Raw genomic sequence first — 22,872 nt, 5'->3', positions numbered from 1 at the left:
AGTGAGGGAAGATCGGCTAGAGGTGGATGAAGCCACGCTTCGGCTGAATCTATGGTTGACACAAGGAATCTTGATGGGAGTGGCTGCTTCCGGTAGCTTATTGGTGTTGGGCTTGGATGCTACTCTGTCCTTGTTTACTTTGCCAGGCTGGAACGCCGTACTGTGGGCCGTGTTTGTAGCCGGAGGTATTATCAGCGCGAGTATGGCGATGGATCGTTACTTGCCTAAGCGATGGCAAGATGATGGCAGTATTAATGAGAAAGTTTTTGGGGCCATGTTACCATCCACTACGATTCTCGTCTGTATGGTAGTAGGAGTGGGAGAGGAATGGCTATTCCGGGGAGTCATTCAATCTCTTACCGGGAATTTTTGGAGCAGTCTTATTTTTACACTGATCCACGTACGTTATTTGAAAAAGCCGCTCATGATCATAAGTGTATTTGGTACAAGCTGGATCTTGGGACTCTTGTTTTCCCACTTTCAGTCCCTTTGGCCCTCGATTGTGGCTCATATCCTTATTGACGTCATGTTAGCATTTTATTTACAAAATACGATCAAGAAAAAGGGGGAGGAAGAGTGAATCTCGAGCATAATCCATTACCACCCCGACGCTCCCGACATACTCGCCCTAAAGCGTCGTTCTCGTTTAAAAAGTGGATTCAACCGGGATTATACTTGTTTGGACTCGTCTTTTTCGGGTTGATTGGTCTTGAGTTGTATAGGGCCAATGTCCCACACGAGTCAGCAGCTTCTGGTAGTGTTGAAGTGAAAGATGTTAGTAAAGCGAGTACCACTTCGCAAGGAAGCAAGGCAGGGGAAAAGGAGCCTGTATCTGTCGTTCTAGATGCTACGCCTGATCCCAGTGCAAGCGTGACCACCCCACCTGCCAAGGTGAAAACGATCAAATCAAAATCAATTGAGCCTGCAGTGAAGGCGACCACAAGCGTACAGACACCTGCTGTAAGCCCAGTCCCAGCTCAAACTTCGACTGGTACACCTGTAAACAAGGCAAACCAGATCGCGAGTACTTCTACTAGCAAAGTAGCTATACCGGGAAAACAAGCTTCAACACCGCCTACAACAAAATCGAAGGTCGTCAAGCATGTGGTGAAGAAGGGTGAAACGTTGTTTATGCTGTCACGAAAGTACTATGGAAATAATTCGAACGTAGGACGAATCGCAAAATATAACAGACTTCATTCAGAAGCAGGGCTCGTTGAAGGAAAAATTGTCTGGGTTCCCCTCCTTCAGTAATGAGATCGTGCTCCACTGGCAATGCTATCGGGAAAAGGATAAGCAGGTGGATGCAAGTGGAGTATGATACCGTCATTGTCGGCGGCGGGATTGCGGGGCTTCAAACCGCAATCCAACTAGCAAGATGCCTTCGACGCGTTGCAGTGATTGACATGCCGGGTGGTCGATCAACAGTCGCCAAAGCCTACCGAAACATTCTCGGATTTTCGGAGGGGGTTAGTGGCGATTTTTTGCGTCAAGCGGGCAGGGAGCAAGCGCAAAAATACGGCGCAATCTTGATAACAGATGAGGTAACAAAGCTTGCTACTGATTCAAGCGGCTTATTTACGATAGGTACGAAAAGTGGCATACATACGCTTACTTCGCGAACGCTGGTATTGGCATCCGGCATTCGCGATCCGTTTCCAACGATCCCTGGCTTCTCCGATTGTGTAGGGATATCAATTTTCTTGTGTCCCGACTGTGACGGCTATGAAACCGTTGAGAAAGACACGGCAATCATTGGAGCGGGCCCACACGCTGTTTCGATGGCCGATGAACTTATTTATTATACAAACAAGTTAACCGTGATTAACCATGCAAAAGTGCAGGTGGATACGCAGGCTGTCTCTGGACTAAGTCAGCGAGGGATTATGTATCGGGAGGAAAAAGTATGTGCCCTTCATCATACGTCGGGGCAATTGCAAGAAATCGAGCTCTCTTCAGGTGAACGCTTGTCTGCAGAAAGAGCGTTTCTTGCCTTTCCTGGTGCTCATGCTTTAACAGAGCTTTTGCGTGGTTTTTCCGTGCAAATTCATGAAAAAGGCCACATTCATACGAATCCGCGAACAAAAGAAACCGATCATCCCAACCTATGGGCTGTCGGCGATATCAATCAGCATTCTCAGCAAGTGTCGATTGCCATGGGGGATGGAACACAGGCGGCCATTTGGATTCAAAAGCGGCTACGTGAATATGAGAAGTCGAAAAACGCCTGATTCTGGGCGTTTTTTCATGTACAAACCTTTATGAATGAGAAGGAACCCGAACTAGCAGAGCCAAATATAAATACAGAAGAAGAACCATGAGGGGGAACTTTTCCTGGGAAAGCGCAGGAAATGACAGGCAACAACAAAGTTTCTTTTTTCGTGAGTGGATTCGACATCGATAGGCGAATGCTGCGTAGGTGTCATGGTAGCTTTTGTTCCAGTAACTAAATGTGATATGATAGGACTACCCCTTATTTTCCAGTCCATCAAAAAATGGATGAATGCCAACAGGTATTCGCCGGAGAATGTGGAGAACTCTTACAGGCTTACCATCATATTTTGTAGTACGACTGGATGGCGAGGAGGGACAGTCATGCGTGTTGAACGCCTTGGTCAAGATAAAATACGAATCTTTTTAACTTTTGACGACCTCACAGAGCGCGGGATAGAAAAAGAAGACATGTGGCGTGACATTCCTAAAGTTCATGAACTGTTCAACGACATGATGGAACAGGCTTATCACGAATTAGGGTTTGAGGTATCAGGGCCTGTTGCAGTTGAAGTGTTCGCCTTGCCAGCTCAGGGAATGGTCGTAATCGTAACGCGTGGCAAGACGGGCTCAAAGGACGGAAAAGAAGAAGAATTCGAAGACGAGGATGTATACGAGCTAGAGGTCACGTTGGAAGAAAGCGATCTGATCATGTATGCCTTCCGGGACTTTGAGCATATGGTTGAAGCTGCCCATCGCATTAACGCCCTTTTGACCAATGGCGGAGCTGCCTACTTCTACCAGGGGAAATATCATCTGGTGCTGGAGGAAGTCGACTTGGATCAGGAGCGTTATCACAAGTTAATTGCGATCCTCTCTGAGTACGGAGAAGCGACGCCGATAACGATTTATGTGTTGGAAGAATACGGGAAAGTGATCGTTGCCGACGATGCTGTAAAAGAAATATGCAGGCATTTCACGTAATCGGAAACGAAATGTCTGGGAATATAAAACAGCACCTAGTCAACCAACTAGGTGCTGTTGCTGTCTGTACAGATTATGCTAGGCCGTCAAAAAAATCAGCCTCTTTACCTTGAATGGTATAGTTCGGAAGGCTGTGCCAAGCCAAGATGTAATGATTGTTTGGCGGAACAGAATGGTGCTCGCCTTTTGTTACCCCTGGGAAAACGCGTTCTACTGATAGGTGCTGTGTTCTGTGCGCCCGCAAGGCATCTGCGACTTTTTGCATGTATTCGGGGGCGTGAATGATCGTCGTAATGCTCTCGATTGGATCCGTAAAGGGAGGCTTTATTGTACCAAATCCTTCTTCGGACGAGCGAGTTGCGTAATAAAGCTTTCGCACACTCGTATCTGGGCCTAAAGAGAGGACAGCCTGGGTGGTAGCATGACTAATCGCCAAATGGTCAGGATGTCCGGAGATGCCATGCGGTGCAAACGTGACGACGATTTCCGGTTGGATCTGGTGAATGGCCTGATGGATACGAGTAACGAGCTCATCTACAGGCACTGAGTTTAGGAACTTATCCTGATATTCCCAGACGTCTACCTGATCGAACCCGAGTATGGCACAAGCGTCGCGAAGCTCTTGCTCGCGAAAGCGGGGGAGCTCTTCGGGTGAGCATAACGGTGGTTCACCAGCTTTTCCTGCTTGCCCTTTTGTTGCACACAAGAGATGAGTGCTGGCCATTTTCGTTTCACTATATTTGGAAATGGAAATCCCACAAGCAAACGTTTCGTCATCGGGATGGGCAAAAACAAACAAAATAGACTTTTTTTTCATAAAAACACCTCCATGAATAAACTTCCACCATTACTTTTTCCATTATGGCATAAATTCACTATTCCTGTAATGAAAGAAACAAGTTTGGGGACAATACAAGCATGACTGGACGTGCATTTGAAGCTGTTTGTGAAAAATGCAGTCTGTAAAAGCGATTTCAAAATGGATGGTAAATAATTGAATGATTATGCAAAACAAGGCACGAAAACGTTTTCGAAATGGAAAAAAAACATTTTTAAGCTTCTCATAAATGATACAAGCGTGTATACTAAAGGCGGCATTGACCGAAAACATTTTTGAGGTGGTAAGTAATGGGTAATCAAGACGTGGTAACCGAAAGCACCGAAGGGAAAGAAAAGCAAGAATCATTGAACTTGCTCCATTCAACTCAAACGGTGATCAAGGAAGCACTGGAGAAACTAGGTTACCAAGAATCGATGTTTGAACTCTTGAAGGAACCGCTACGCGTTTTGACTGTACGTATTCCGGTTCGCATGGATAATGGCGAAGTAAAGGTATTTACGGGCTATCGTGCACAGCACAACGATGCAGTAGGTCCGACAAAGGGGGGCATTCGTTTCCACCCGGAAGTTACTGAGGATGAAGTTAAAGCACTTTCTATCTGGATGAGCCTCAAAGCAGGTATCGTCGACCTGCCATATGGCGGTGGTAAAGGCGGTATCATTTGCGACCCGCGTGAAATGTCCTTCCGCGAACTGGAAAGACTGAGCCGCGGTTACGTTCGCGCAATCAGCCAGCTTGTGGGCCCTACTAAAGATATTCCAGCTCCGGACGTCTTTACGAACTCACAGATCATGGCGTGGATGATGGACGAATATAGCCGTATCCGTGAATTTGACTCGCCTGGTTTCATTACGGGTAAACCAATTGCGCTGGGTGGATCCCATGGCCGCGAAACAGCTACTGCAAAAGGTGTAACGATTTGCATCCGTGAAGCAGCGAAACGTCGCAACATCGACGTAAAAGGTGCTCGCGTAGTTGTACAAGGCTTTGGTAACGCTGGTAGCTACTTGGCAAAATTCATGCATGACGCAGGTGCTAAAGTTGTAGGTATCTCTGATGCTTACGGTGCCCTGCATGATCCGAACGGTTTGGATATTGATTACTTGCTGGATCGTCGTGATTCCTTTGGTACAGTTACAAAACTGTTCAACAACACGATTTCCAACAAAGAGCTTTTGGAACTGGAATGCGATATTTTGGTTCCGGCAGCGATCGAAAACCAAATCACAGCTGCAAATGCTCACAACATCAAGGCGTCAATCGTAGTAGAAGCGGCAAATGGCCCAACTACTTTGGAAGCGACCAAGATTTTGACTGAGCGTGGAATTCTTCTGGTTCCAGACGTACTGGCAAGTGCCGGTGGTGTGACTGTTTCCTACTTCGAGTGGGTACAAAACAACCAAGGCTACTACTGGTCTGAAGAAGAAGTAGAAGAGAAGTTGGAAAAAGTAATGGTTCGTTCGTTTGAAAATGTATACAACATGTCGCAAACTCGTCGTATTGATATGCGTCTGTCTGCTTACATGGTTGGTGCCCGCAAAATGGCAGAAGCTTCTCGCTTCCGCGGTTGGGTATAATTTTCCAAACAACCCTCCATATATTGAGAAAACATGGCTTCGCCGTTTTGGCGGGGCCTTTTTTTATTGGCGCTTGTGATGTGGCTGTAGTGGAGAGAAGAATATTTCCAGTCTAGGCTCCAGGCTCCGTCCTGCTAGGGGGGTGAGACTGCCCGCTCCGAAGGGATTTGCGGGAAACGGCAAAAGTGGTAGCCGCTTCGTAGTATGGGCACGTTGCGTTTCTTTTGCCCGCAAATCCCTTCTCCGCTTGGTAGGACTCCACAAGTCGCTACGTCTGGAAATATTCTTCTCTGGCGTAACCGGTGACAATCTTCATTCTTTTAAGGCACTTAAAACTCGGTTAAACACGGAAAGCTTGTAGAGGAAACAGGAGAAATAAGCGAAGATCTTAGGGACACCGACCGAGACGGAATGGAAAAAGCGAAACACGCCCTTAAGCGGCCACCTCTGAGACACATCCTGAGAGGACAACTTTGGCCGCGGTTTCGCTTTTTGCATGGAGGCGGGCAGTCAATCCCACAGGGGGTGGCCCTAGAAGCTGAGTATTTTCTCCTGTTTCCGCCCCACCACAACAGCAACGTACAGTTCATTAAACAAAAAAAACCTCCTGAAGAGCCAGGAGGTTGTAGTCATTTAATTACTGGTCGAACAACTGCTGCAGCTCGTTGAAATCCCGTGTTTTTTGCAGCGTTACAATTAACTTGAGACGAGCCTTTTGCCCATTCAAGCCATTGGAGAAGATGATGCCCATCTCTTTTAGTTTGCGGCCTCCACCTTCATAGTCATAGATATCCTGTACCTGGCCATTGTAGCACCGGGAGACGAGCACGATGGGTATGCCTTTGTCGAGTAGTTGCTGCAGGGTAGGGATGATAGCGGGAGGAAGATTTCCTAATCCAAACGCCTCTACGACCAGTCCATCAATGTGTTGCTCCAATAAAAACTGCAGCCAAGCGGGCTCCATGCCTGCAACTGCTTTGATCAGCGGTACATTCGCATCAGCATGGGTAATGGCGTAATGCTCTCGATCCAATGGAGCATGGTGGTATTGCACACTCTTTTTCGCAATGGTTCCAATCGGTCCGTATTGTGGCGACTGAAAGGTAGCGACATTGCTCGTATGTGTTTTAGTTACGTGACGTGCTGCGTGAATTTCATCATTAAACACAACGATAACGCCTTTGTTCAAACTGTAGGAATCTGCGGCTGCACGAACGGAAGAAATGAGATTAACAGGGCCGTCCGCTCCGAGCTCATTGCTGCTGCGCATGGCTCCGGTAACGACAATTGGGACGTTAACCGATAAAGTCAAGTCGAGAAAGTATGCGGTCTCTTCCAACGTATCAGTCCCATGGGTAATGACAATGCCATCGTAGTGATCATTGTGAAAGGCTTCCTCAATATCGAGTCGCAGCTGATTCATGATCGCAGGAGTCATATGAGGGCTAGGTAGGTTGAGTACATTTTTCATGGTGACATCCGCGTGTTTTTCTAAAAAAGGAAGGATTTTGTTGACTGCTTGATCATCCAATGGCTTTACGCCTTCTGAGTCATCGACAGACATGGCAATCGTACCGCCTGTGTTCACTACCAAAATTTTTTTTGACATGATCTCTCTCCTGTAGCGGGTTTTCATCAACCAGTATTCATGGTACGATGAACAATAGTCTTGTGTAAAGGAGTAATAAAAGATGATTGCTTTGATCGGCGCGGCAGTTGCCCCCGGTATCGCCATCTTAAGTTACTTTTACCTGCGTGACAGTCTCGAACCGGAGCCGATTTCGATGGTGATCCGGTCGTTTATCTTTGGGATGCTGCTGGTTGTACCGATTATGGTGCTCCAGTACATCATGCAGAATGAATGGAACTGGCGGGATGGCATTGTCGCGGAAGTTTTCCAATCCGCTGTCGTGGAAGAATTTTTTAAATGGATGGTCATCTATTTTACGGTTTATAAACATTTGGAATTTGATGAGCCATACGATGGAATTGTTTATGCGGTTGCGGTGTCACTTGGTTTTGCTACGCTGGAGAATTTGTTCTACCTCATTATCAACGGAACGAATATCGCCATCTGGCGTGCCTTTCTGCCGGTATCCAGCCATGCGTTGTTTGCAGTGTGGATGGGCTATTATCTCGGACGGGCCAAGTTTTCCAAGGACGCCAAACATGAGCGGCTTTTTTTATGGATGTCGATTACCTTGCCAATCGGCTTGCATGCCCTGTACAACGTGATTTTTTTGGCAGTGCAAAACTGGTTGGTCGTGATTGTACCATTCATGCTCGTCTTGTGGTGGCAGGGCTTAAAAAAGGTACAAAGAGCACACGATTTCGGTTCTAAAAACCTCTCTTCACGTCCACAATAGACGGTAAGGAGGAGACGTACGTGCTAAAAACCGAACGAGCAAAAGTGACAATTCAATGCAATGTATGTGGAGAAAAGTTTACACTGCGTGGTCATCGAGAACCTGGAGGGCAAATAGAAACAGGGTTCAAGCAATGCCTGTGTGACAACGATAAGCATTTTCGGATTGACGAGTCCTGATCTTTTCCTTTCCCAACTGAAAAAGCGTGACAAATCTATGTGGGCCGATGCAAATAGCATCGGTCTTTTTCTATATCCAGATTTACATGCATAATCCATTCTTCCTCCACCAACACTATGCAAAGATTTCAATACATGCCAAGGAGGATTCAGCCGTGCGTACAATCTGGATCGCAGGTGTGTTAGTGATGTTGGTAGCAGCTGGCTTGAGTGGATACAAGGTTGTCTGGAAAGAAAAGAATGTAGCTGCCGTACAAGAACAGCAGATGGCTGCACCTGCTGCAAAGAAAAATACTGCCAAAACCCAAGCCAGCTTTCATCCTTCACGGGTCTCTGACAATGATTTGAAAATCATGGCGAATGCTGTTTACGGGGAGGCAAGAGGAGAGCCGTTTGAAGGGCAAGTAGCTGTCGCAGCCGTTATTTTGAACCGCGTCAAGAGTCCTTCGTTTCCTGATACGCCCTCGGCTGTAATATTCGAACCACGTGCTTTTACAGCAGTTGCTGATGGTCAAATATGGCTGACACCGAATGAAAGTGCGACGAAAGCAGTGAAGAATGCGCTAAATGGCTGGGACCCGACGGGAGGCTGCACGTACTATTTTAATCCGGATACAGCAACATCCGGTTGGATTTGGACCAGGCCGCAGGTCAAAAAGATCGGGAAACACATCTTTTGCAGATGATGGATACGTAATCAAAGGAGGAGTGGCAAGGGATGGTATATGGAGCAACAGCACGTGTGTTATTTCCCATTGCCCTGGTTGCCTTAATAGGCGCTGGCGTGTGGGGATATCAGGAGCACAATGAGAAGAACTCGGTCCTGATCAAAGCGGAAAACTCATATCAACGAGCTTTTCACGATCTCACTTATCATGTGGACAAGCTGCACGATGAGCTTGGCAAATCGCTGGTAGTCAACTCGCGCAGACAAATGACCCCCATTTTGACGAGTGTTTGGCGGCTTTCCTATGCGGCACAAGCGGATGTCGGACAACTCCCACTGACCTTGATGGCGTTTAGCAAAACCGAAGAAATGCTGTCGAGGGTCGCAGATTTTTCTTATCGCGTCGCTGTGCGTGATCTGGACAAGCAGCCATTGAGCCAGAGTGAATACAAGACATTGAAGAGCCTGCACACCCAAGCTAAGGATATCCAGGATGAGCTACGCAAGGTACAAACCCTCGCGATGGACAAACAATTGAGGTGGATGGATGTCGAGACGGCATTGGCCTCCAATAAAAGCAAAGAGGACAATTCCATCATCGATGGCTTCCAAACCATTGAGAAAAAAGTGCAGGAATACCCTGATTTAGACTGGGGTGTCGGGATACAGAGTCTCGATAAGAAAAAGCAGCAGCGAATCAAAGGGATTGATGGCAAAGCAGCCACCAAAGAGGAAGCAGAGAAGAATGCACTGGCGTTTCTCGGATTGAAGCCAGGGGATGCGAAAGTAGAAGTGAATGAGAACGGCAAGGGGCAGGAATACTCGGCGTATAGTGTACGTGTCACGCCAAAAGGACACAAGACAGGCATTAACCTCGATGTCACTAAACGCGGCGGTAAAGTGGTTTGGATGATGAACGAGCGTGGGGTTGGTGAGGAAAAGCTGGACATGACACAGGCGGAAGAAAAAGGTCGCGTGTTCTTGCGTAACCACGGATTTGACAATATGCAGGTCTCCGAGATTGACAGCTACGACCGCAATGCACTCTTTACGTTTGTGCCTGTTCAGGATGGCGTCAGAATTTATCCTGACGGGGTGGTCGTCGAGATCGCGTTGGACAATGGAGAGGTTACTGCCTTTAACTCGACGGAGTATCTGTTTAATCACAAAAAGAGAATTATCTCCGAGCCTCGTCTCACGAAAGAAGAAGCAAGGAAAAAGGTCAATCCGAGTGTAAAAGTGACGGATCAACGCCTTGCTCTCATCGAAGGGAAAAACGATGGAAAAGAAGTATTGACATGGGAAATGACAGGTAGCTTTGAAGGAAATTCGTACATGGTCTATATCAACGCCATGAATGGAGAAGAAGAAGAAGTTGTGAAAATGGAAACGGGATCAGCACAGAACGAGGGACAATAGCGTTTGAAAAATCAGGGGGAAAGCTAGTTTTTTAGCGGCTTTCCCTATTTGCTGATTCGAAACAAAAGGGTATATAATGGAAAGGGTGATAGGGAAGGGGAGGAACATTTACTTTATGATGCTTCCACGAATAGGACAAACAATCAGACTAAACTTCACGAGTTCCTCAGAAGAAATGGAGCTGCAAACGTTCAAAAGCCGAGTGGCTGATTTGAAGGATGATGTAGCTTTCATCGAGTTGCCAACCAGCGAAAACACTGGACGGACTGGGATATTTCAACCAGGGACAGAATGCTTGGTTTGGTATGTTGGCGAGGATGGCTCACGCTATGAATTCCGCTCTGCGATTGTCGGCAGGCAAAACAACCACATTCCTGTACTGCTTTTGCAACTCCCAGCGAAAGAGGAGATTGTGCGCACACAGCGACGAAACTACTTGAGAATTGACACCACAGTAGACATCGCAGTCAAACTGGATGATCCGATTCGACGCTATCATTTTCTGGCACGAACGCTGGATATCAGCGGTGGTGGGCTGTCTTTTAGCTGTGAGGAAAGCTATCATTTGAAGGAAAAAGACAACTTGCAGGTCTGGATTTCCCTTCCAAGCAAAAATGGACAGGTTCAACATGCTTTTGTTGAGATGGAAATCGTCAGACAAAAACCGGCGGAAGAAAAAGGTTTGCACCAATGGATTTCGGGTAAGTTCACCCAAATCAGTGAGCAAGATCGGGCAAAAGTGGTTAGAGCGTGTTACGAGAGACAGCTAGAGCTTCGCAAAAAAGGCGTTGTGGATTGACGCTTCATCAGAGGAAGTGACCCTATTGACCAGTCAGTACAACGATCGTTTTCGCAGCTTTTCCAAACGGGTAGAAAAAGGCATCATGATTGGAATTGTCGTATGTGCGATTGTACTGACCGTAGGCGAAGTCCTCATTCAGTACGTACCCGCAAGACTAGTATTAATCGAAACAGAGCGCTTGGAAGGCGTGTCCAGAGAGCCCTAAAGGTTTGCGCATGCTTCCATACTATGGTACTATTATAGATAACATAGAAAACGGTCTTGGATCGTTTTTTGTAGACCGATAGTGGTCACAGCCAAATCCGAAAAACGCAATATCGTTTTTCATCACACAAAGAATGGGAAAGGGCTTCGACAGAAGCTTTTCTTGTTTTATTCCCATCCGAACTAACGTACATAGCAGGTGAGAAGTAATGAACATTGCCATTGATGGACCAGCGGGAGCAGGCAAAAGCACTGTCGCCCAAAAAGTAGCGGGACAACTGGAATACGTGTACATTGACACGGGTGCCATGTATCGTGCCCTCGCTTGGGCAGTCCACCATCATCAGCTCCCTATCAACGATGAGTCTGCAGTTTCCGAACTTTTGCAAAAAAACAGGATTCAACTGGTTCGGGAAAACGGACAGCAACATGTATACTGGAATGAAATCGATGCCACAAGCTGGATACGTTCCACAGAAGTGAGCCAGTACGCCTCCATTGTAGCTAGCTATGGTTCCGTACGTGAACAAATGCTTGTGCTCCAGCGACGATTGGCGACGCAAGGCAATGTCGTCATGGACGGTAGAGATATCGGTACTCATGTTTTGCCTGATGCAGATGTGAAGATATTTCTGACGGCCTCCATCCAAGAGCGTGCAGAACGCCGCTGGAAGGAACTACTCGCAAAAGGTACCCAGACAGACTTGGCTGAGCTGGAAAAAGAAATCGAAGAGCGAGATCGACGGGACATGCAGAGAGAAGTCGCACCGTTGCGCCAGGCGGAAGATGCCGTTTTGGTAGACACAACAGGAATGACCATTGATCAGGTGGTCGATCGCATCTTGCAAATCTGCAAGCGAACGGGAGAGTCAACCCATTGAGTTACTATCGTTTATTCAGAGGTTTTTTTCGCATAATTTTTTCGCTTGTCTTTCGTTGGCAAGTGATCGGGCGTGAACATATACCTAAGGAAGGCCCAGTGATCCTTTGTGCCAACCACATTTCTTTGTGGGACCCACCGCTTCTCGGGAGTGGTATCGAGCGTCAGGTTCATTTCATGGCCAAAGAAGAGCTTTTCAAAATTCCGGTCATATCCTTTCTCATTACCAAATTCGGTGCATTTCCGGTCAAACGGGGTGCAGGAGATCGTGCGGCCATTCGCACGACTCTCAAATTGCTGGAAGATGGAAAAATCTTTGGAATCTTTCCTGAGGGAACCCGCAGCAAAACAGGGGAACCAGGGGAAGCGATGCCGGGTGTGGCGATGTTCGCTCTCAAATCAGAAGCCGCAGTCATTCCGGTAGCCATTATCGGACCATATCGGCCGTTTCGTTCCATTAAGATCGTTTACGGTAAACCGATCGATCTGACTCAACTACGCGAGGCCAAATCAAGCGCTGATACGTTGAAGGAAGCGAGCGATCTGATTATGGAGCACATCAAGCAATTACGGAACCAGCATCTCTCTTAGCAAACGGTATAGAATTGCTAAAGGGACAAATACTAAATCTGCTGGAACTTACTGGCTTCATCAGTACTAACTGCCAGCCATCAGGCGACAGTTAAAAATATACATGCTCCCGCTTCGTGTAGTGAGGTTGTACACAACCTGTACATAGACGTTTGGGACTGGATGGTATTAAGGAGGTCTTTTGAATGATGGAAGAAACGAACGTAAGCTTGACGGATGCAACAACCATTTCCGTAGGAGATGTCGTAAAAGCAACCGTAACAAAAGTTGAGGACAAACAAGCGCTTGTAGATCTAGGTTACAAGTACGATGGTCTGATTCCTATCAGCGAACTGTCTCCACTGCATGTTGAAAAGGTATCTGATGTAGTAGCGGTTGGTGATACTTTCGAAGTGAAAGTCATCAAGCTAAACGACGAGAAAGAAGAGCTCGTTGTTTCCAAGAAAGCCGTAGCGATGGAATCTTCTTGGTCTGATCTTGAGCAAAAAATGCAAGCGGGTGAGATCATCGAAGCGTCCGTGAAAGAAGTAGTGAAGGGCGGCCTGGTTGTTGATGTAGGCGTTCGCGGCTTCATTCCGGCTTCCATGGTAGAGCGTCATTTCGTTGAAGATTTCTCTGATTACAAAGGCAAAACATTGGCTTTGAAAGTAGTAGAAATGGATAAGGAAAAGAATAAAGTCATCCTGTCCCACAAAGCGGTTTTGGAAGACGAAGTAAAAGTGCAAAAGCAATCCATTATGGATAAAATCCAAGTGGGTCAAGTATTGGAAGGAACGGTTCAGCGCATGACTGATTTCGGCGTATTCGTGGATATCGGTGGTGTTGATGGATTGGTTCACGTATCTGAACTTGCTTGGAACCGTGTAGATAAGCCGTCCGATGTCGTGAAGGAAGGCGACAAGGTGCAAGTGAAGGTCCTCAAAATTGACCGTGAAAACGAGCGCATTGGCCTTAGCATTAAGGAAACGCAAGCAGGTCCATGGGCGAACGTTGCAGAAGATTTCAAAGCGGGCTCTATTTTGAATGGAACTGTAAAACGTTTGGTGTCCTTCGGTGCATTTATTGAGCTGGCTCCTGGAATCGAAGGCCTGGTACACATCTCGCAAATTGCAAATCGCCGGGTGAATACACCGAGTGAGGTTTTGAAAGAGGGCCAAGAAGTACAAGTGAAAGTTTTGGATGTTGTTCCACAAGAACAGCGCATTAGCCTCAGCATCCGTGCAGTAGAAGAAGACCGTGTGGAGCAGGCAGAACGTGCGAGTAAGCGTGAACAGCAACAATTCACGCAAGAAAACAACCAACCAATGGGCGTGACATTGGGCGAGTTGTTCGGTGATCTGAAAGACAAGTTCAAGTAAGATAAAAAGTAGGACTCATGGGGATACGCTCTGGCGTATCCCTTTTTTCTGGGAGTGAAAGTCTAGGAGGGGTAGAATGGATCGTCGTTCGATTAGAAAACTGGACCATATTCGAAATGCTCTTGTTACTGGGGAAAATGGTGCGAATAGTTTTGATGATGTTAGCTTTGTTCCAAACAGCTTGCCGAATGCAGCATTTGCTGAAACTTCACTGGACACCGAGATTGCATCCTTACGACTCTCCTCACCGATTATGATTAATGCGATGACGGGTGGAGCTGGTGGGACTACGCAAATCAATCAAAAACTGGCGATCATTGCGAGGGAACGCAATCTGGCTATGGCTGTTGGATCACAAATGGCGGCTCTGCGTGATCCGGATGTTACGGATAGCTATCGGATTGTCAGAAGGGAACATCCACAGGGGATCTTGTTTGCAAATGTTGGGGCGGAGGCGACAGTGGAGCAGGCAACAGCAGCGGTGGAGATGATAGAAGCGAACGGACTGCAAATCCATCTGAATGTCATGCAAGAGCTACTGATGCCAGAGGGAGATCGGGATTTTCGCGGCTATCTCGAGAGGATTCAAGCAATCAGGGAGAGTCTGGATGTACCGGTTATGGTCAAAGAAGTCGGTTTTGGCATGGCGAAGGAATCAATCGAGAAACTCATAGAAATCGGGATCAGAACCATCGATGTGGGTGGAAGGGGCGGAACAAATTTTGCTCAAGTCGAAAATATGCGTAGTGATCATCCTCACGCGATGTTTGAAGATTGGGGATTCACGACGGTAGAGAGCTTGCTGGAAGCGAATGCTGTCGGTCATCCGGGAATGTCGTACATAGCAACAGGCGGTGTTCGTCATGGACTCGATGTAGTCAAAGCCGCTTCTTTAGGCGCGTCTGCTGTCGGGATGGCGGGGGCAATGCTGCGTCTGGTTCAACGCGAATCTCTGGAAGAATGCTTGTCTACCGTCGACAGATGGCATCACCAAATTCGTGTAGCTATGACGGCGCTAGGTATGAAAGGTCTGGCAGACGCAGTTTGTACTCCTGTTATGATCACGGGAAAAACAGCGGAGAGAGCTAGGCTTCGTCACATCCAATTGGAGAGACTGGCGCAACGTTAGTTAGTGGACGAGCATTCGATTCATGAAATTTCCTTGGTTGAGGCATACTTTTGGGGGAGACAACCATCATTTTGAGGAGATGAACATGAACGAGGGAACCGTTGCGATCCTCATCCAGTGGTCTTTGCTGTGTCTTGTCTGGATGGGAAGCTTTGACTTGCAGCTGCAAAACATGAAGATGGAACGCAGACGAGTGCTCGCAGTGATCAGTGCGTTTTTAATTTGTACGTTTGTGAACTGGGAAATCTATTTTGCACCCATTCAAGTTAGTCTAAGTGGAACGATATTGCCACTGATCGCAAGTATTGTCCTTTACACCAAGCTCATGTCCAAAATACGCAGATTGTACTTGCTGAGTGCGCTGGCAACCGCCCTTTTGCTATTTTGGCTGCGCTGGCTGTTTTTTACCGATCCGATCTTGCTGTTTTGGGATGAGAGGATCATCGTACCCGCTGTTGGAGTCAGTACGATTTTTTTGATGAGCAGAACGAATCTGGGCCAGCTGTTTCAGCTCACGCTCGCCATGCCACTCGCAGATGCGATACATTCGCTTTATTTTTGGAAATTGTCGGGTTCCTGTCAATGGGGATCGGAGTATGCGCAAGATCTCTTGTGGAGTGGCATATCACTATGGGCTCTCGTCAGCATCGTCTGGTCTGCGATTCGTCGTATTCTTGGTAGAACAGAAACAGAGTCTTCCCATTCCGATACGGGCAGGTGACGCTAGGGTGTTCAAGGAATTGCTAGCTTATGAATATGTTTTTCCTTTAGTTCTGGGCTTCCTATTCGGGATTATGTGCCGGATTCATCTTTTGCGAACGGATTATCGACAATATCCAACCTATCCCCACGGAAAAATTATTCACATTTCACTTGGGGTGATTGCATCCGCGCTCGGAGCGTTAGCGATTCCTGCCCTGCTCAAGGAGAATTACACGGCGGTCACATTTTTGACGGTGGCTGCTCAGCAATTCCGCGATGTCAGGAACATGGAACGCACTACGCTCACAGAGATCGATAAGCAGGAGCTAGTGCCCCGTGGTGGTCCCTATATCGAAGGAATCGCAATGGTGTTTGAAGGACGCAATTACATGGTCATGTTTACTTCTTTGGTGACAACGACGGCTACCATCCTTTTTCATTGGTGGGGAGGTGTCATCGCGGGTGTCATCGCCTTGATGATTTCTCGCAAGCTGCGCTCTGGAAAAACACTGTCGCTGATTGCAGAGATCGAGCCGGGGGAAGTGAGAATGGAAGGAAGAGACTTGTATGTGAACGACATTTACATCATGAACGTCGGGTTGGCAGATGCCCAAGAGATCATACGTGAGCAAGGTGTGGGTTTTATTCTGACACCGAGGGATGCCAATGCCAAGGTCACGATTGCCCACCCAGGACAGCGGCAAGCGATATTGCACGATGTCGCGACGCAGCTCGGCGTTTATACAGATACCGGAGAGCCATCGCTAACACCATTGGTAAAACGTGATATACAGTCAGGGAGACTGGGTGTATTTTTATTACCGCAAGAAAAAGATGTGGAACGCGCAACGTCCGTCATTCGTGCAGTCCCGATTCTCGAAAGCGTCTTCCGAATGCCAACGAAGACTAGAATGGTGAAAAAGGAGCTGTAGGCCATGACAGGATTAATCTTGTCGGTGATTACGACGAACAAAGACAGGATTGCGGGTGGTGTCCCGATTTTTATCGAATCTACTACGGAGAAGATGCAGCAAACGGCTTTCACGCTGGAAAAGATACTGGACGCGATGGTGCATGAAGTGAGCGACGATACCCTTATCATTGTTCGGCATAAGTAGTGTATGGTATGATTAGCTAGTCAAAACGTAAAATGAGAGAGAGTGTTGTTGATTATGGGATTACCAGTGGTAGCCATTGTGGGGAGACCCAACGTGGGAAAGTCCACGATTTTTAACAGATTGATTGGCGAACGAGTCGCGATCGTGGAGGATATGCCGGGAGTAACCCGTGACCGCCTGTACGGGAAAGGTGAATGGTTAACTCATACTTTCCATGTGATTGATACCGGTGGAATTGAGTTTGGCGAGACCGACGCGATTCTTACACAGATGCGTTACCAGGCAGAGCTTGCGATTGACGAAGCAGATGTCATCATTATGATTGCAGATAGCCGCACAGGTGTGACAGATGCGGACGTTGAACTGTCACGAATGCTGAATCGGACAGGAAAACCTGTCGTACTCGCGGTGAACAAAGCGGATAATCCGGAAATGCGTGCGGATATTTACGACTTTTACTCCTTGGGCTTGGGTGAGCCATTCCCTGTCTCGGGTAGCCATGGTCTTGGCTTGGGCGATATGCTGGAAGACGTGGTTCAGCATTTCCCAGCAGAGGATGACGAAGAGAAAAGAGACGATATCATTCGTGTATCCATCATCGGTCGTCCAAACGTCGGGAAGTCTTCCTTGACGAATGCGATTCTCGGTGAAGAGCGAGTCATTGTCAGTGAAGTTGCCGGAACGACCCGTGATGCGATCGACACGCCATTTGAGCGTGATGGCCAAAGCTACATTCTCGTAGATACGGCAGGTATGCGCAAGCGCGGGAAGGTGTATGAAACAACGGAAAAATACAGTGTGATGCGTGCGATGCGTTCCATTGAAGATTCCGATGTCGTTCTTGTTGTCATTAACGGGGAAGAGGGCATTATCGAGCAGGACAAGAAGATCGCGGGTTATGCACATGAGGCTGGCCGTGGTGTCATTATTGTCGTGAACAAATGGGATGCTATTGAAAAAGACGACAAAACGATGCAACGCTTCACAGAGTTGATCCGCGAAGAATTTAAATACCTGGATTACGCTCCGATCATGTATGTGTCTGCAAAATCGAAGCAACGTGTCCATACGATTCTGCCGAAGGTTAATGAAGTAGCACAAGCACATACTATGCGCGTTCCTACCGGCGTTCTCAATGATTTGGTAACAGATGCGACGATCCGTACACCTCCACCATCTGATCGCGGCAAACGCTTGAAGATCAACTATGCGACACAAGCGACAGTGAAACCACCGACGTTCATTTTGTTTGTGAACGATCCAGAACTTATGCACTTCTCCTATGAACGTTACATAGAGAACAAGATCCGTGAAGCTTTTGTGTTTGAAGGCACACCAGTTAGAATCTGGACACGGAAAAAAACGTAGGGAGAGAAAAACGCCATGGTGTTATTATCCTGGGTGATTAGCTATTTAATCGGTTCTATTAGCTTTAGCTATCTTATCGCCAAAAAAGTCGCAGGAATTGACATACGTTCTCATGGCAGCGGAAATGCCGGTGCAACTAATACCTTAAGGGTGTTAGGAAAAGGCCCCGGCATTGCCGTTCTCCTTCTTGATGCACTTAAAGGAACAGCTGCGATGGGACTGACTCACCTGATGACAGGAGACCCGGCAGCGTATGCTGTGGCAGGTTTGTTTGTTATCGCCGGTCACAATTGGCCGATCTTTTTTGGATTCCGCGGAGGGAAAGGCATTGCGACCACGCTAGGTGTCGTGTTAGGTTTTTCTCCCTTGGCTTTTTTGATCGCTGCCGTGTTGGCTGTCATAGTCATTGCGATCACTCGCTTTGTTTCATTAGGATCATTGGTTATCGTAACGGTTATTCCATTTACCCTTTACTTGTTGGACAAACCTATTTCCTTTATTTGGGCGAGCTTGGCGATCGCAATCTTTGCTTACATTCGTCATTATAATAATATCCGCAATCTTCTTTCAGGAAACGAACGGAAACTAGGAGATAAGTCCAACCGGAAGCTGGGATAATGTACGAACGGACATGAGAAAAGTGGAGGGGGACGTATTGATTCAAAATGTTACGGTGATTGGGGCCGGAAGCTGGGGAACGGCACTTGCGACTGTTTTGGCGGACAACGGGCATCAAGTTACGCTTTGGGTACGGGATACCAAGCTGGCAGAAGAAATAAACAGCAAGCATGTGAATGAAAAATACCTGCCTGGAGAAAAGCTTTCAGTAAACATAGTGGCGACGACCAACATTCAAGAGGCTGTAATAGGCAAGCGAATTGTTCTTCTCGTTGTTCCTTCCCATGCCATGCGCCAAATCTGTCAGCAAGTGGCTCCGTACTTAGAACCGGATGTACTTTTGATTCATGCGACAAAAGGCTTTGAACTGGAAAGTCTGAAGCGAATGTCAGAAGTCATTGCGGAAGAGGTGCCGAAAGAGATTGCGTCCAGAATGGCTGTGTTGTCAGGGCCGAGCCATGCAGAGGAAGTAGTCAAACGGCAACCAACGACAGTTGTGATGGCGTCTGAATCGGAAGAAAGCATGCTGCGCTCTCAGGATTTGCTGATGAATACGAATTTTCGTGTGTATACTAACCCGGATTTGATTGGCGCTGAGATCGCTGGAGCGTTGAAGAACATCATTGCACTTGGTGCAGGGATGTCTGATGGCTTAGGATACGGAGACAACGCTAAGGCAGCGCTGTTGACCCGTGGTTTGGCGGAAATTAGCCGTCTGGGCATTAAGCTCGGTGCTAAGCCGCTTACGTTCTCAGGTCTAGCTGGTGTTGGCGATTTGATTGCCACATGTACAAGTAAACACAGCCGAAACTGGCGTGCAGGTTATATGCTCGGACAAGGAAAAAAACTCGATGACGTACTGACGCAGATGGGGATGGTCGTCGAAGGCGTTCGGACAACAAATGCAGCCTTTTCCTTATCGAAACGCGAGCAAGTGGAAATGCCAATCACTTCTGTTCTGTATGGCATGCTGTTTGAAGGAAAAGAAGCTCGTCAAGGCGTGGAAGAACTGATGGGGCGCGGAAAAACCTTTGAAATGGCATACCTCAATCCTGATGCGGAATAAGTCATGAATGAAGTATCACCGATTTAGGCTTCTGCACATACGATGTGGTGAAAGCCCATGTGCAGGAGGAGATTTCACATGAATAATATGTCGAAACGACTTTTTGAGCGCTTGCAAGGAAAAGCAACGGAAAATGTTGATGAAGAAAAGCTTCGTTCACTAGCCGGTCAGGTCAAGCGCAGTGATTTTGAAGATGAGACTAAGCTCCGTCAAATCATTCGCACACTCGCTACCCTTAGCGGCAAGCAATTAACTCCTGAAAAGGAGGATAAGGTCATTGAAATGTTTCGCAATCAGGAAATCAATCTCAGTGACATGTCCACCTTGACCAAGCTGCTCAAATAAGAGAAATGGGCGATTATGCCCGTTACCTGCAACAAAAACCGTCATACAGTAAGACTAGGAACAATCATGGCTCTACAGGGACATGGCTGACCTACAGATTGCAAGAAAAAAAGAGGGATCTTATCCCTCTTTTTTTCGTTCCTTGGAGTTGCTGCTTACCTGTGTAATCAGGTTCTGGACTAATGGGGATTGCAGGAGACCCAGTAATTGCCCGATATCTATATTGCCCAAAAGGTTGCCTAAGCCTGATTCCTGTGGTGCTGTTTCTGCTGCCTTTTGTGGCTCTGGAGCAGCTTTGCGTTTGCCAGTAGGCTTTTCGGCAACGACCTCAGGCTCAGGCGTGCGTTTTCCGAGGTTCTCCATCATCTCCATCGCCCCGTACAACGAATCCATCGTGTCTTCTACCTGCCGGATCGTGCTGCCGATCCCTTTGATGTTATGGCGCATTTTTGAAACAGAGGTGCGCAAATCAACCGAGGGCAGGATTCTTTTCGGTGAAATGGAAAGGGAGACATTTTCGATTTGGTCGCTTAATTTTTTGCTGGGTATAGGTGCATATGGATTCCGCCATTTTCGATTATTTACTTTATTACTCAACGTTTCATCCCTCCAATGGGCGAATTCATCACGATAGTCTATGCGAATGTCTAGTATTAGGTTCGCAAGCGTCAGACGAAGATGGGGAAGTATGGTATAATAAAGCAAAAAATGCAAAGGATGCTGCAGTCCCGATGTATATTGATCCTATGACAAAGATGAACATTTCCTTAATTGCCATTGGGCTCATGTTCGTCTGCAATTTAGTTATGATCTTTGCCAGAAAAATAACCAATGCGTTTTTGCGGTTCCTGGTGAAGACCTTCGCATTCTTACTATTACTCGTCGTGCTTGTCATGATTTTGATTGTGATTTTTGTCTAGGGAGGATTATCGATGTCAACGATCACATTACTTACTCGTGCAGGCAGTCATGAAGTCTCGATCGAGTTGAATGAATCCATTGTTGCTCTTGCGAAAAAGAACAACATCGTGTGGGGCCATGCCTGCCAAAGAGGGGTATGTGCACAATGCCGTACGCATGTTCTAGAAGGAGCAGAGTACTTAAACGAAGTGACACCAGAAGAAAAACTGCGATTGCGCAAGGCTGAACGCGCAGAAGGCTACAGATTAGGCTGCCAGACAAAGATTGTTTCAGCAGGAACAGTCAAGGTAGCTCATCGGCCGTACTAGTAAAGGAAGTGACAAAATGGGGAAAGTAACCTTTCTCCCGAGCAAGAAGAGTGTGAAGGCGCGGACAGGGCAAACCTTGGTCGGTGTAGCTTCGTCAGCTCGCGTCGTAATCCCGCAGAGATGCGGTGGGCATGCATCTTGTCTGATGTGCCGTGTGGTCGTTGAGAATGGCCTGCTGTGCCCGCCAACGGCGCTGGAAAAGCGCAAGCTGCCTGAAAAGGATCTCGCCAATGGGATTCGTTTGGCCTGTCAGGCAAAAACGACGGAAAAGGATTGTACAGTCAGGATTCCAGAAAGCAAGCTGAAATCAGTGGTAGCGGCTGCACTCGAGCGACAACGCAAAGAAAATGAAGATGGAATGTAAGAGGTGTGTACATAAGATGTGGCAATCGTGGCGAAAATCGTTCAAGCTTGTGATCAGTTTGACGATTCTGTCTTCTCTTTTATCCGGATGCTTGTATCCGGATGAACGCAGAGCAGAGAATCAAATTCCTAGTACCTTTTTTGTAGAAGCAACACAAAAAGCGATTGAGCAATTCCAAAAAGACACAGCAGTATTGCCAATCGTAACGAAAACCCTCGATACTCCTATTTTTGAAAAATACGAGATTGATTTCCGTAGGATGATCCCTAAATACATGCCGGATGTACCAGGGAACGCATTTGAAAAAGGTGGCGTATACAAGTACGTACTCATTGATGTGGATACAAAGCCGACAGTGAAGCTCATTCATTTGACCGCTGTCAGTACAGTAGCGGATGTACAGAGCGAAGTAGACCGTTACAAAGGACATTTCGAAAAGCTGCCTGTACTCGCTGACCTGGGGAATGGCTACTATTCCATCGATCATGAACGGCTCGGGTTAAAAGCGTGGCAGGTGCCGTCCACGATGGGGACTTACTTATTGCCACTGGTCATGAACGCTGAAGGACAAGTCGGGATCGACTATGCTTCGGATATCGCGCAATTGCTTCGGGATACAAAAGTAACCGTGCCGGAAAAAACAGACCCGAGGTACGTTCTTGCACGCCATTCGATGTTTGTGCCAGCGAAATCGTTTCCATATGAAATGGTCGATGGTGACCCAAGGCTTCTCAAACTAAATTAGCTTTACGAAAAACGACTCTGATCAGGGTCGTTTTTTTTGTTCTAGTTAACGCAAAAATACATATATTTGTACTGTCCACAAAACTAGTACGAGATTCCCTACGAAAATA

Annotated in this window: 29 protein-coding genes; 26 read left to right on the top strand and 3 right to left on the bottom strand. The window is 47.2% G+C overall.

Going from position 1 to position 22,872, the window contains the following annotated elements; genetic code table 11:
• Position 1: 1 nt before the first annotated feature.
• The 4 genes from HPY28_RS03170 to HPY28_RS03155 all read left to right on the top strand — a co-directional run bounded on the left by HPY28_RS03170 (position 2) and on the right by HPY28_RS03155 (position 3,195).
• Complete coding sequence (locus HPY28_RS03170; protein WP_174230064.1) at positions 2 to 580, top strand: CPBP family intramembrane glutamic endopeptidase; 579 nt, start codon at positions 2 to 4, stop codon at positions 578 to 580.
• Positions 577 to 1,254 (top strand): LysM peptidoglycan-binding domain-containing protein, encoded by a 678-nt coding sequence (locus HPY28_RS30670; RefSeq protein WP_174230063.1) that lies wholly within the window; start codon positions 577 to 579, stop codon positions 1,252 to 1,254. The genes HPY28_RS03170 and HPY28_RS30670 overlap by 4 nt, the downstream gene beginning before the upstream one ends.
• Before the next feature lie 50 nt (positions 1,255 to 1,304).
• Positions 1,305 to 2,231, top strand: coding sequence for an NAD(P)/FAD-dependent oxidoreductase (locus HPY28_RS03160; RefSeq protein ID WP_174230062.1), 927 nt, complete (start codon positions 1,305 to 1,307; stop codon positions 2,229 to 2,231).
• A gap of 364 nt (positions 2,232 to 2,595) precedes the next feature.
• Positions 2,596 to 3,195, top strand: a complete 600-nt coding sequence (locus HPY28_RS03155) for a genetic competence negative regulator (RefSeq protein ID WP_017248082.1) — start codon at positions 2,596 to 2,598, stop codon at positions 3,193 to 3,195.
• A gap of 73 nt (positions 3,196 to 3,268) precedes the next feature.
• Here HPY28_RS03155 and HPY28_RS03150 read toward each other — a convergent pair whose 3' ends face one another.
• A complete protein-coding gene (locus tag HPY28_RS03150) occupies positions 3,269 to 4,012 on the bottom strand; it encodes a PIG-L deacetylase family protein (protein WP_174230061.1) in 744 nt (247 codons plus the stop codon).
• Between the two features lie 311 nt (positions 4,013 to 4,323).
• Between HPY28_RS03150 and HPY28_RS03145 the strand changes: the two genes are divergently transcribed.
• Entirely contained in the window at positions 4,324 to 5,613 is a 1,290-nt protein-coding gene (locus HPY28_RS03145; RefSeq protein ID WP_017248085.1) for a Glu/Leu/Phe/Val family dehydrogenase, read from the top strand.
• Between the two features lie 637 nt (positions 5,614 to 6,250).
• On the opposite strand, the gene HPY28_RS03140 is transcribed toward HPY28_RS03145, so the two are convergent.
• A complete protein-coding gene (locus tag HPY28_RS03140) occupies positions 6,251 to 7,222 on the bottom strand; it encodes an asparaginase (protein ID WP_174224754.1) in 972 nt (323 codons plus the stop codon).
• 82 nt (positions 7,223 to 7,304) lie between these two features.
• On the opposite strand from HPY28_RS03140, the gene prsW reads away from it, so the two are divergent.
• From prsW to HPY28_RS03055, 17 genes are all read left to right on the top strand, one after another.
• Positions 7,305 to 7,979 carry a glutamic-type intramembrane protease PrsW gene (prsW, locus tag HPY28_RS03135; protein ID WP_017248088.1) on the top strand — a complete coding sequence of 225 codons (675 nt, stop codon included), beginning with the start codon at positions 7,305 to 7,307 and terminating at the stop codon, positions 7,977 to 7,979.
• 20 nt (positions 7,980 to 7,999) lie between these two features.
• Positions 8,000 to 8,158, top strand: a complete 159-nt coding sequence (locus HPY28_RS03130; protein ID WP_007716480.1) for a hypothetical protein — start codon at positions 8,000 to 8,002, stop codon at positions 8,156 to 8,158.
• Positions 8,159 to 8,184: 26 nt separating this feature from the next.
• Entirely contained in the window at positions 8,185 to 8,844 is a 660-nt protein-coding gene (locus HPY28_RS03125) for a cell wall hydrolase (protein ID WP_017248089.1), read from the top strand.
• 32 nt (positions 8,845 to 8,876) lie between these two features.
• On the top strand, positions 8,877 to 10,244 hold the full coding sequence (ypeB, locus tag HPY28_RS03120) for a germination protein YpeB (RefSeq protein WP_017248090.1): 1,368 nt from the start codon (positions 8,877 to 8,879) through the stop codon (positions 10,242 to 10,244).
• A gap of 115 nt (positions 10,245 to 10,359) precedes the next feature.
• Positions 10,360 to 11,043 carry a flagellar brake protein gene (locus tag HPY28_RS03115; RefSeq protein WP_174224753.1) on the top strand — a complete coding sequence of 228 codons (684 nt, stop codon included), beginning with the start codon at positions 10,360 to 10,362 and terminating at the stop codon, positions 11,041 to 11,043.
• A gap of 25 nt (positions 11,044 to 11,068) precedes the next feature.
• Complete coding sequence (locus HPY28_RS03110; protein WP_174224752.1) at positions 11,069 to 11,251, top strand: hypothetical protein; 183 nt, start codon at positions 11,069 to 11,071, stop codon at positions 11,249 to 11,251.
• Positions 11,252 to 11,459: 208 nt separating this feature from the next.
• The gene (gene cmk / locus HPY28_RS03105) at positions 11,460 to 12,131 is read left to right on the top strand and encodes a (d)CMP kinase (protein ID WP_173621597.1); all 672 of its coding nucleotides are present in this window, start codon (positions 11,460 to 11,462) and stop codon (positions 12,129 to 12,131) included.
• Positions 12,128 to 12,721 carry a lysophospholipid acyltransferase family protein gene (locus HPY28_RS03100; RefSeq protein ID WP_017248093.1) on the top strand — a complete coding sequence of 198 codons (594 nt, stop codon included), beginning with the start codon at positions 12,128 to 12,130 and terminating at the stop codon, positions 12,719 to 12,721. Before cmk ends, HPY28_RS03100 begins: the two co-directional genes overlap by 4 nt.
• A 185-nt stretch (positions 12,722 to 12,906) precedes the next feature.
• Positions 12,907 to 14,079 carry a 30S ribosomal protein S1 gene (rpsA, locus tag HPY28_RS03095; protein ID WP_173621598.1) on the top strand — a complete coding sequence of 391 codons (1,173 nt, stop codon included), beginning with the start codon at positions 12,907 to 12,909 and terminating at the stop codon, positions 14,077 to 14,079.
• A 76-nt stretch (positions 14,080 to 14,155) separates the two neighbouring features.
• Complete coding sequence (gene fni, locus HPY28_RS03090) at positions 14,156 to 15,208, top strand: type 2 isopentenyl-diphosphate Delta-isomerase (protein WP_174230060.1); 1,053 nt, start codon at positions 14,156 to 14,158, stop codon at positions 15,206 to 15,208.
• Between the two features lie 85 nt (positions 15,209 to 15,293).
• Positions 15,294 to 15,929: a YphA family membrane protein gene (locus HPY28_RS03085; protein ID WP_017248096.1), complete on the top strand. Its 636-nt coding sequence runs from the start codon at positions 15,294 to 15,296 to the stop codon at positions 15,927 to 15,929.
• Between the two features lie 7 nt (positions 15,930 to 15,936).
• Positions 15,937 to 16,842 carry a YIEGIA family protein gene (locus tag HPY28_RS03080; RefSeq protein ID WP_017248097.1) on the top strand — a complete coding sequence of 302 codons (906 nt, stop codon included), beginning with the start codon at positions 15,937 to 15,939 and terminating at the stop codon, positions 16,840 to 16,842.
• Positions 16,843 to 16,845: 3 nt separating this feature from the next.
• Positions 16,846 to 17,028 (top strand): capping complex subunit for YIEGIA, encoded by a 183-nt coding sequence (locus tag HPY28_RS03075; RefSeq protein WP_017248098.1) that lies wholly within the window; start codon positions 16,846 to 16,848, stop codon positions 17,026 to 17,028.
• Between the two features lie 54 nt (positions 17,029 to 17,082).
• The gene (der, locus tag HPY28_RS03070; protein WP_017248099.1) at positions 17,083 to 18,396 is read left to right on the top strand and encodes a ribosome biogenesis GTPase Der; all 1,314 of its coding nucleotides are present in this window, start codon (positions 17,083 to 17,085) and stop codon (positions 18,394 to 18,396) included.
• 15 nt (positions 18,397 to 18,411) lie between these two features.
• The gene (plsY, locus tag HPY28_RS03065) at positions 18,412 to 19,014 is read left to right on the top strand and encodes a glycerol-3-phosphate 1-O-acyltransferase PlsY (protein WP_017248100.1); all 603 of its coding nucleotides are present in this window, start codon (positions 18,412 to 18,414) and stop codon (positions 19,012 to 19,014) included.
• Positions 19,015 to 19,027: 13 nt separating this feature from the next.
• Positions 19,028 to 20,080 carry an NAD(P)H-dependent glycerol-3-phosphate dehydrogenase gene (locus HPY28_RS03060; RefSeq protein WP_217444690.1) on the top strand — a complete coding sequence of 351 codons (1,053 nt, stop codon included), beginning with the start codon at positions 19,028 to 19,030 and terminating at the stop codon, positions 20,078 to 20,080.
• Positions 20,081 to 20,158: 78 nt separating this feature from the next.
• Positions 20,159 to 20,425, top strand: a complete 267-nt coding sequence (locus HPY28_RS03055) for a stage VI sporulation protein F (RefSeq protein ID WP_017248102.1) — start codon at positions 20,159 to 20,161, stop codon at positions 20,423 to 20,425.
• A gap of 120 nt (positions 20,426 to 20,545) precedes the next feature.
• Here the strand turns inward: HPY28_RS03055 and HPY28_RS03050 are convergent, their stop codons facing one another.
• Positions 20,546 to 21,022 (bottom strand): hypothetical protein, encoded by a 477-nt coding sequence (locus HPY28_RS03050; protein WP_017248103.1) that lies wholly within the window; start codon positions 21,020 to 21,022, stop codon positions 20,546 to 20,548.
• A gap of 134 nt (positions 21,023 to 21,156) precedes the next feature.
• Between HPY28_RS03050 and HPY28_RS03045 the strand changes: the two genes are divergently transcribed.
• Genes HPY28_RS03045 through HPY28_RS03030 form a run of 4 tightly spaced genes read left to right on the top strand, consistent with a single transcriptional unit; the run spans position 21,157 to position 22,763 of the window.
• Complete coding sequence (locus HPY28_RS03045; RefSeq protein ID WP_017248104.1) at positions 21,157 to 21,345, top strand: DUF2768 family protein; 189 nt, start codon at positions 21,157 to 21,159, stop codon at positions 21,343 to 21,345.
• Between the two features lie 12 nt (positions 21,346 to 21,357).
• A complete protein-coding gene (locus HPY28_RS03040) occupies positions 21,358 to 21,654 on the top strand; it encodes a 2Fe-2S iron-sulfur cluster-binding protein (RefSeq protein ID WP_017248105.1) in 297 nt (98 codons plus the stop codon).
• A gap of 16 nt (positions 21,655 to 21,670) precedes the next feature.
• Positions 21,671 to 22,018, top strand: a complete 348-nt coding sequence (locus tag HPY28_RS03035) for a 2Fe-2S iron-sulfur cluster-binding protein (RefSeq protein ID WP_012686141.1) — start codon at positions 21,671 to 21,673, stop codon at positions 22,016 to 22,018.
• Positions 22,019 to 22,034: 16 nt separating this feature from the next.
• Complete coding sequence (locus tag HPY28_RS03030; RefSeq protein WP_017248106.1) at positions 22,035 to 22,763, top strand: hypothetical protein; 729 nt, start codon at positions 22,035 to 22,037, stop codon at positions 22,761 to 22,763.
• Positions 22,764 to 22,872: the final 109 nt, after the last annotated feature.

It is taken from the genome of Brevibacillus sp. HB1.2 (assembly GCF_013332495.1).
Lineage (GTDB): Bacteria > Bacillota > Bacilli > Brevibacillales > Brevibacillaceae > Brevibacillus > Brevibacillus porteri.
This window is presented reverse-complemented; position numbering and strand designations above follow the sequence as displayed.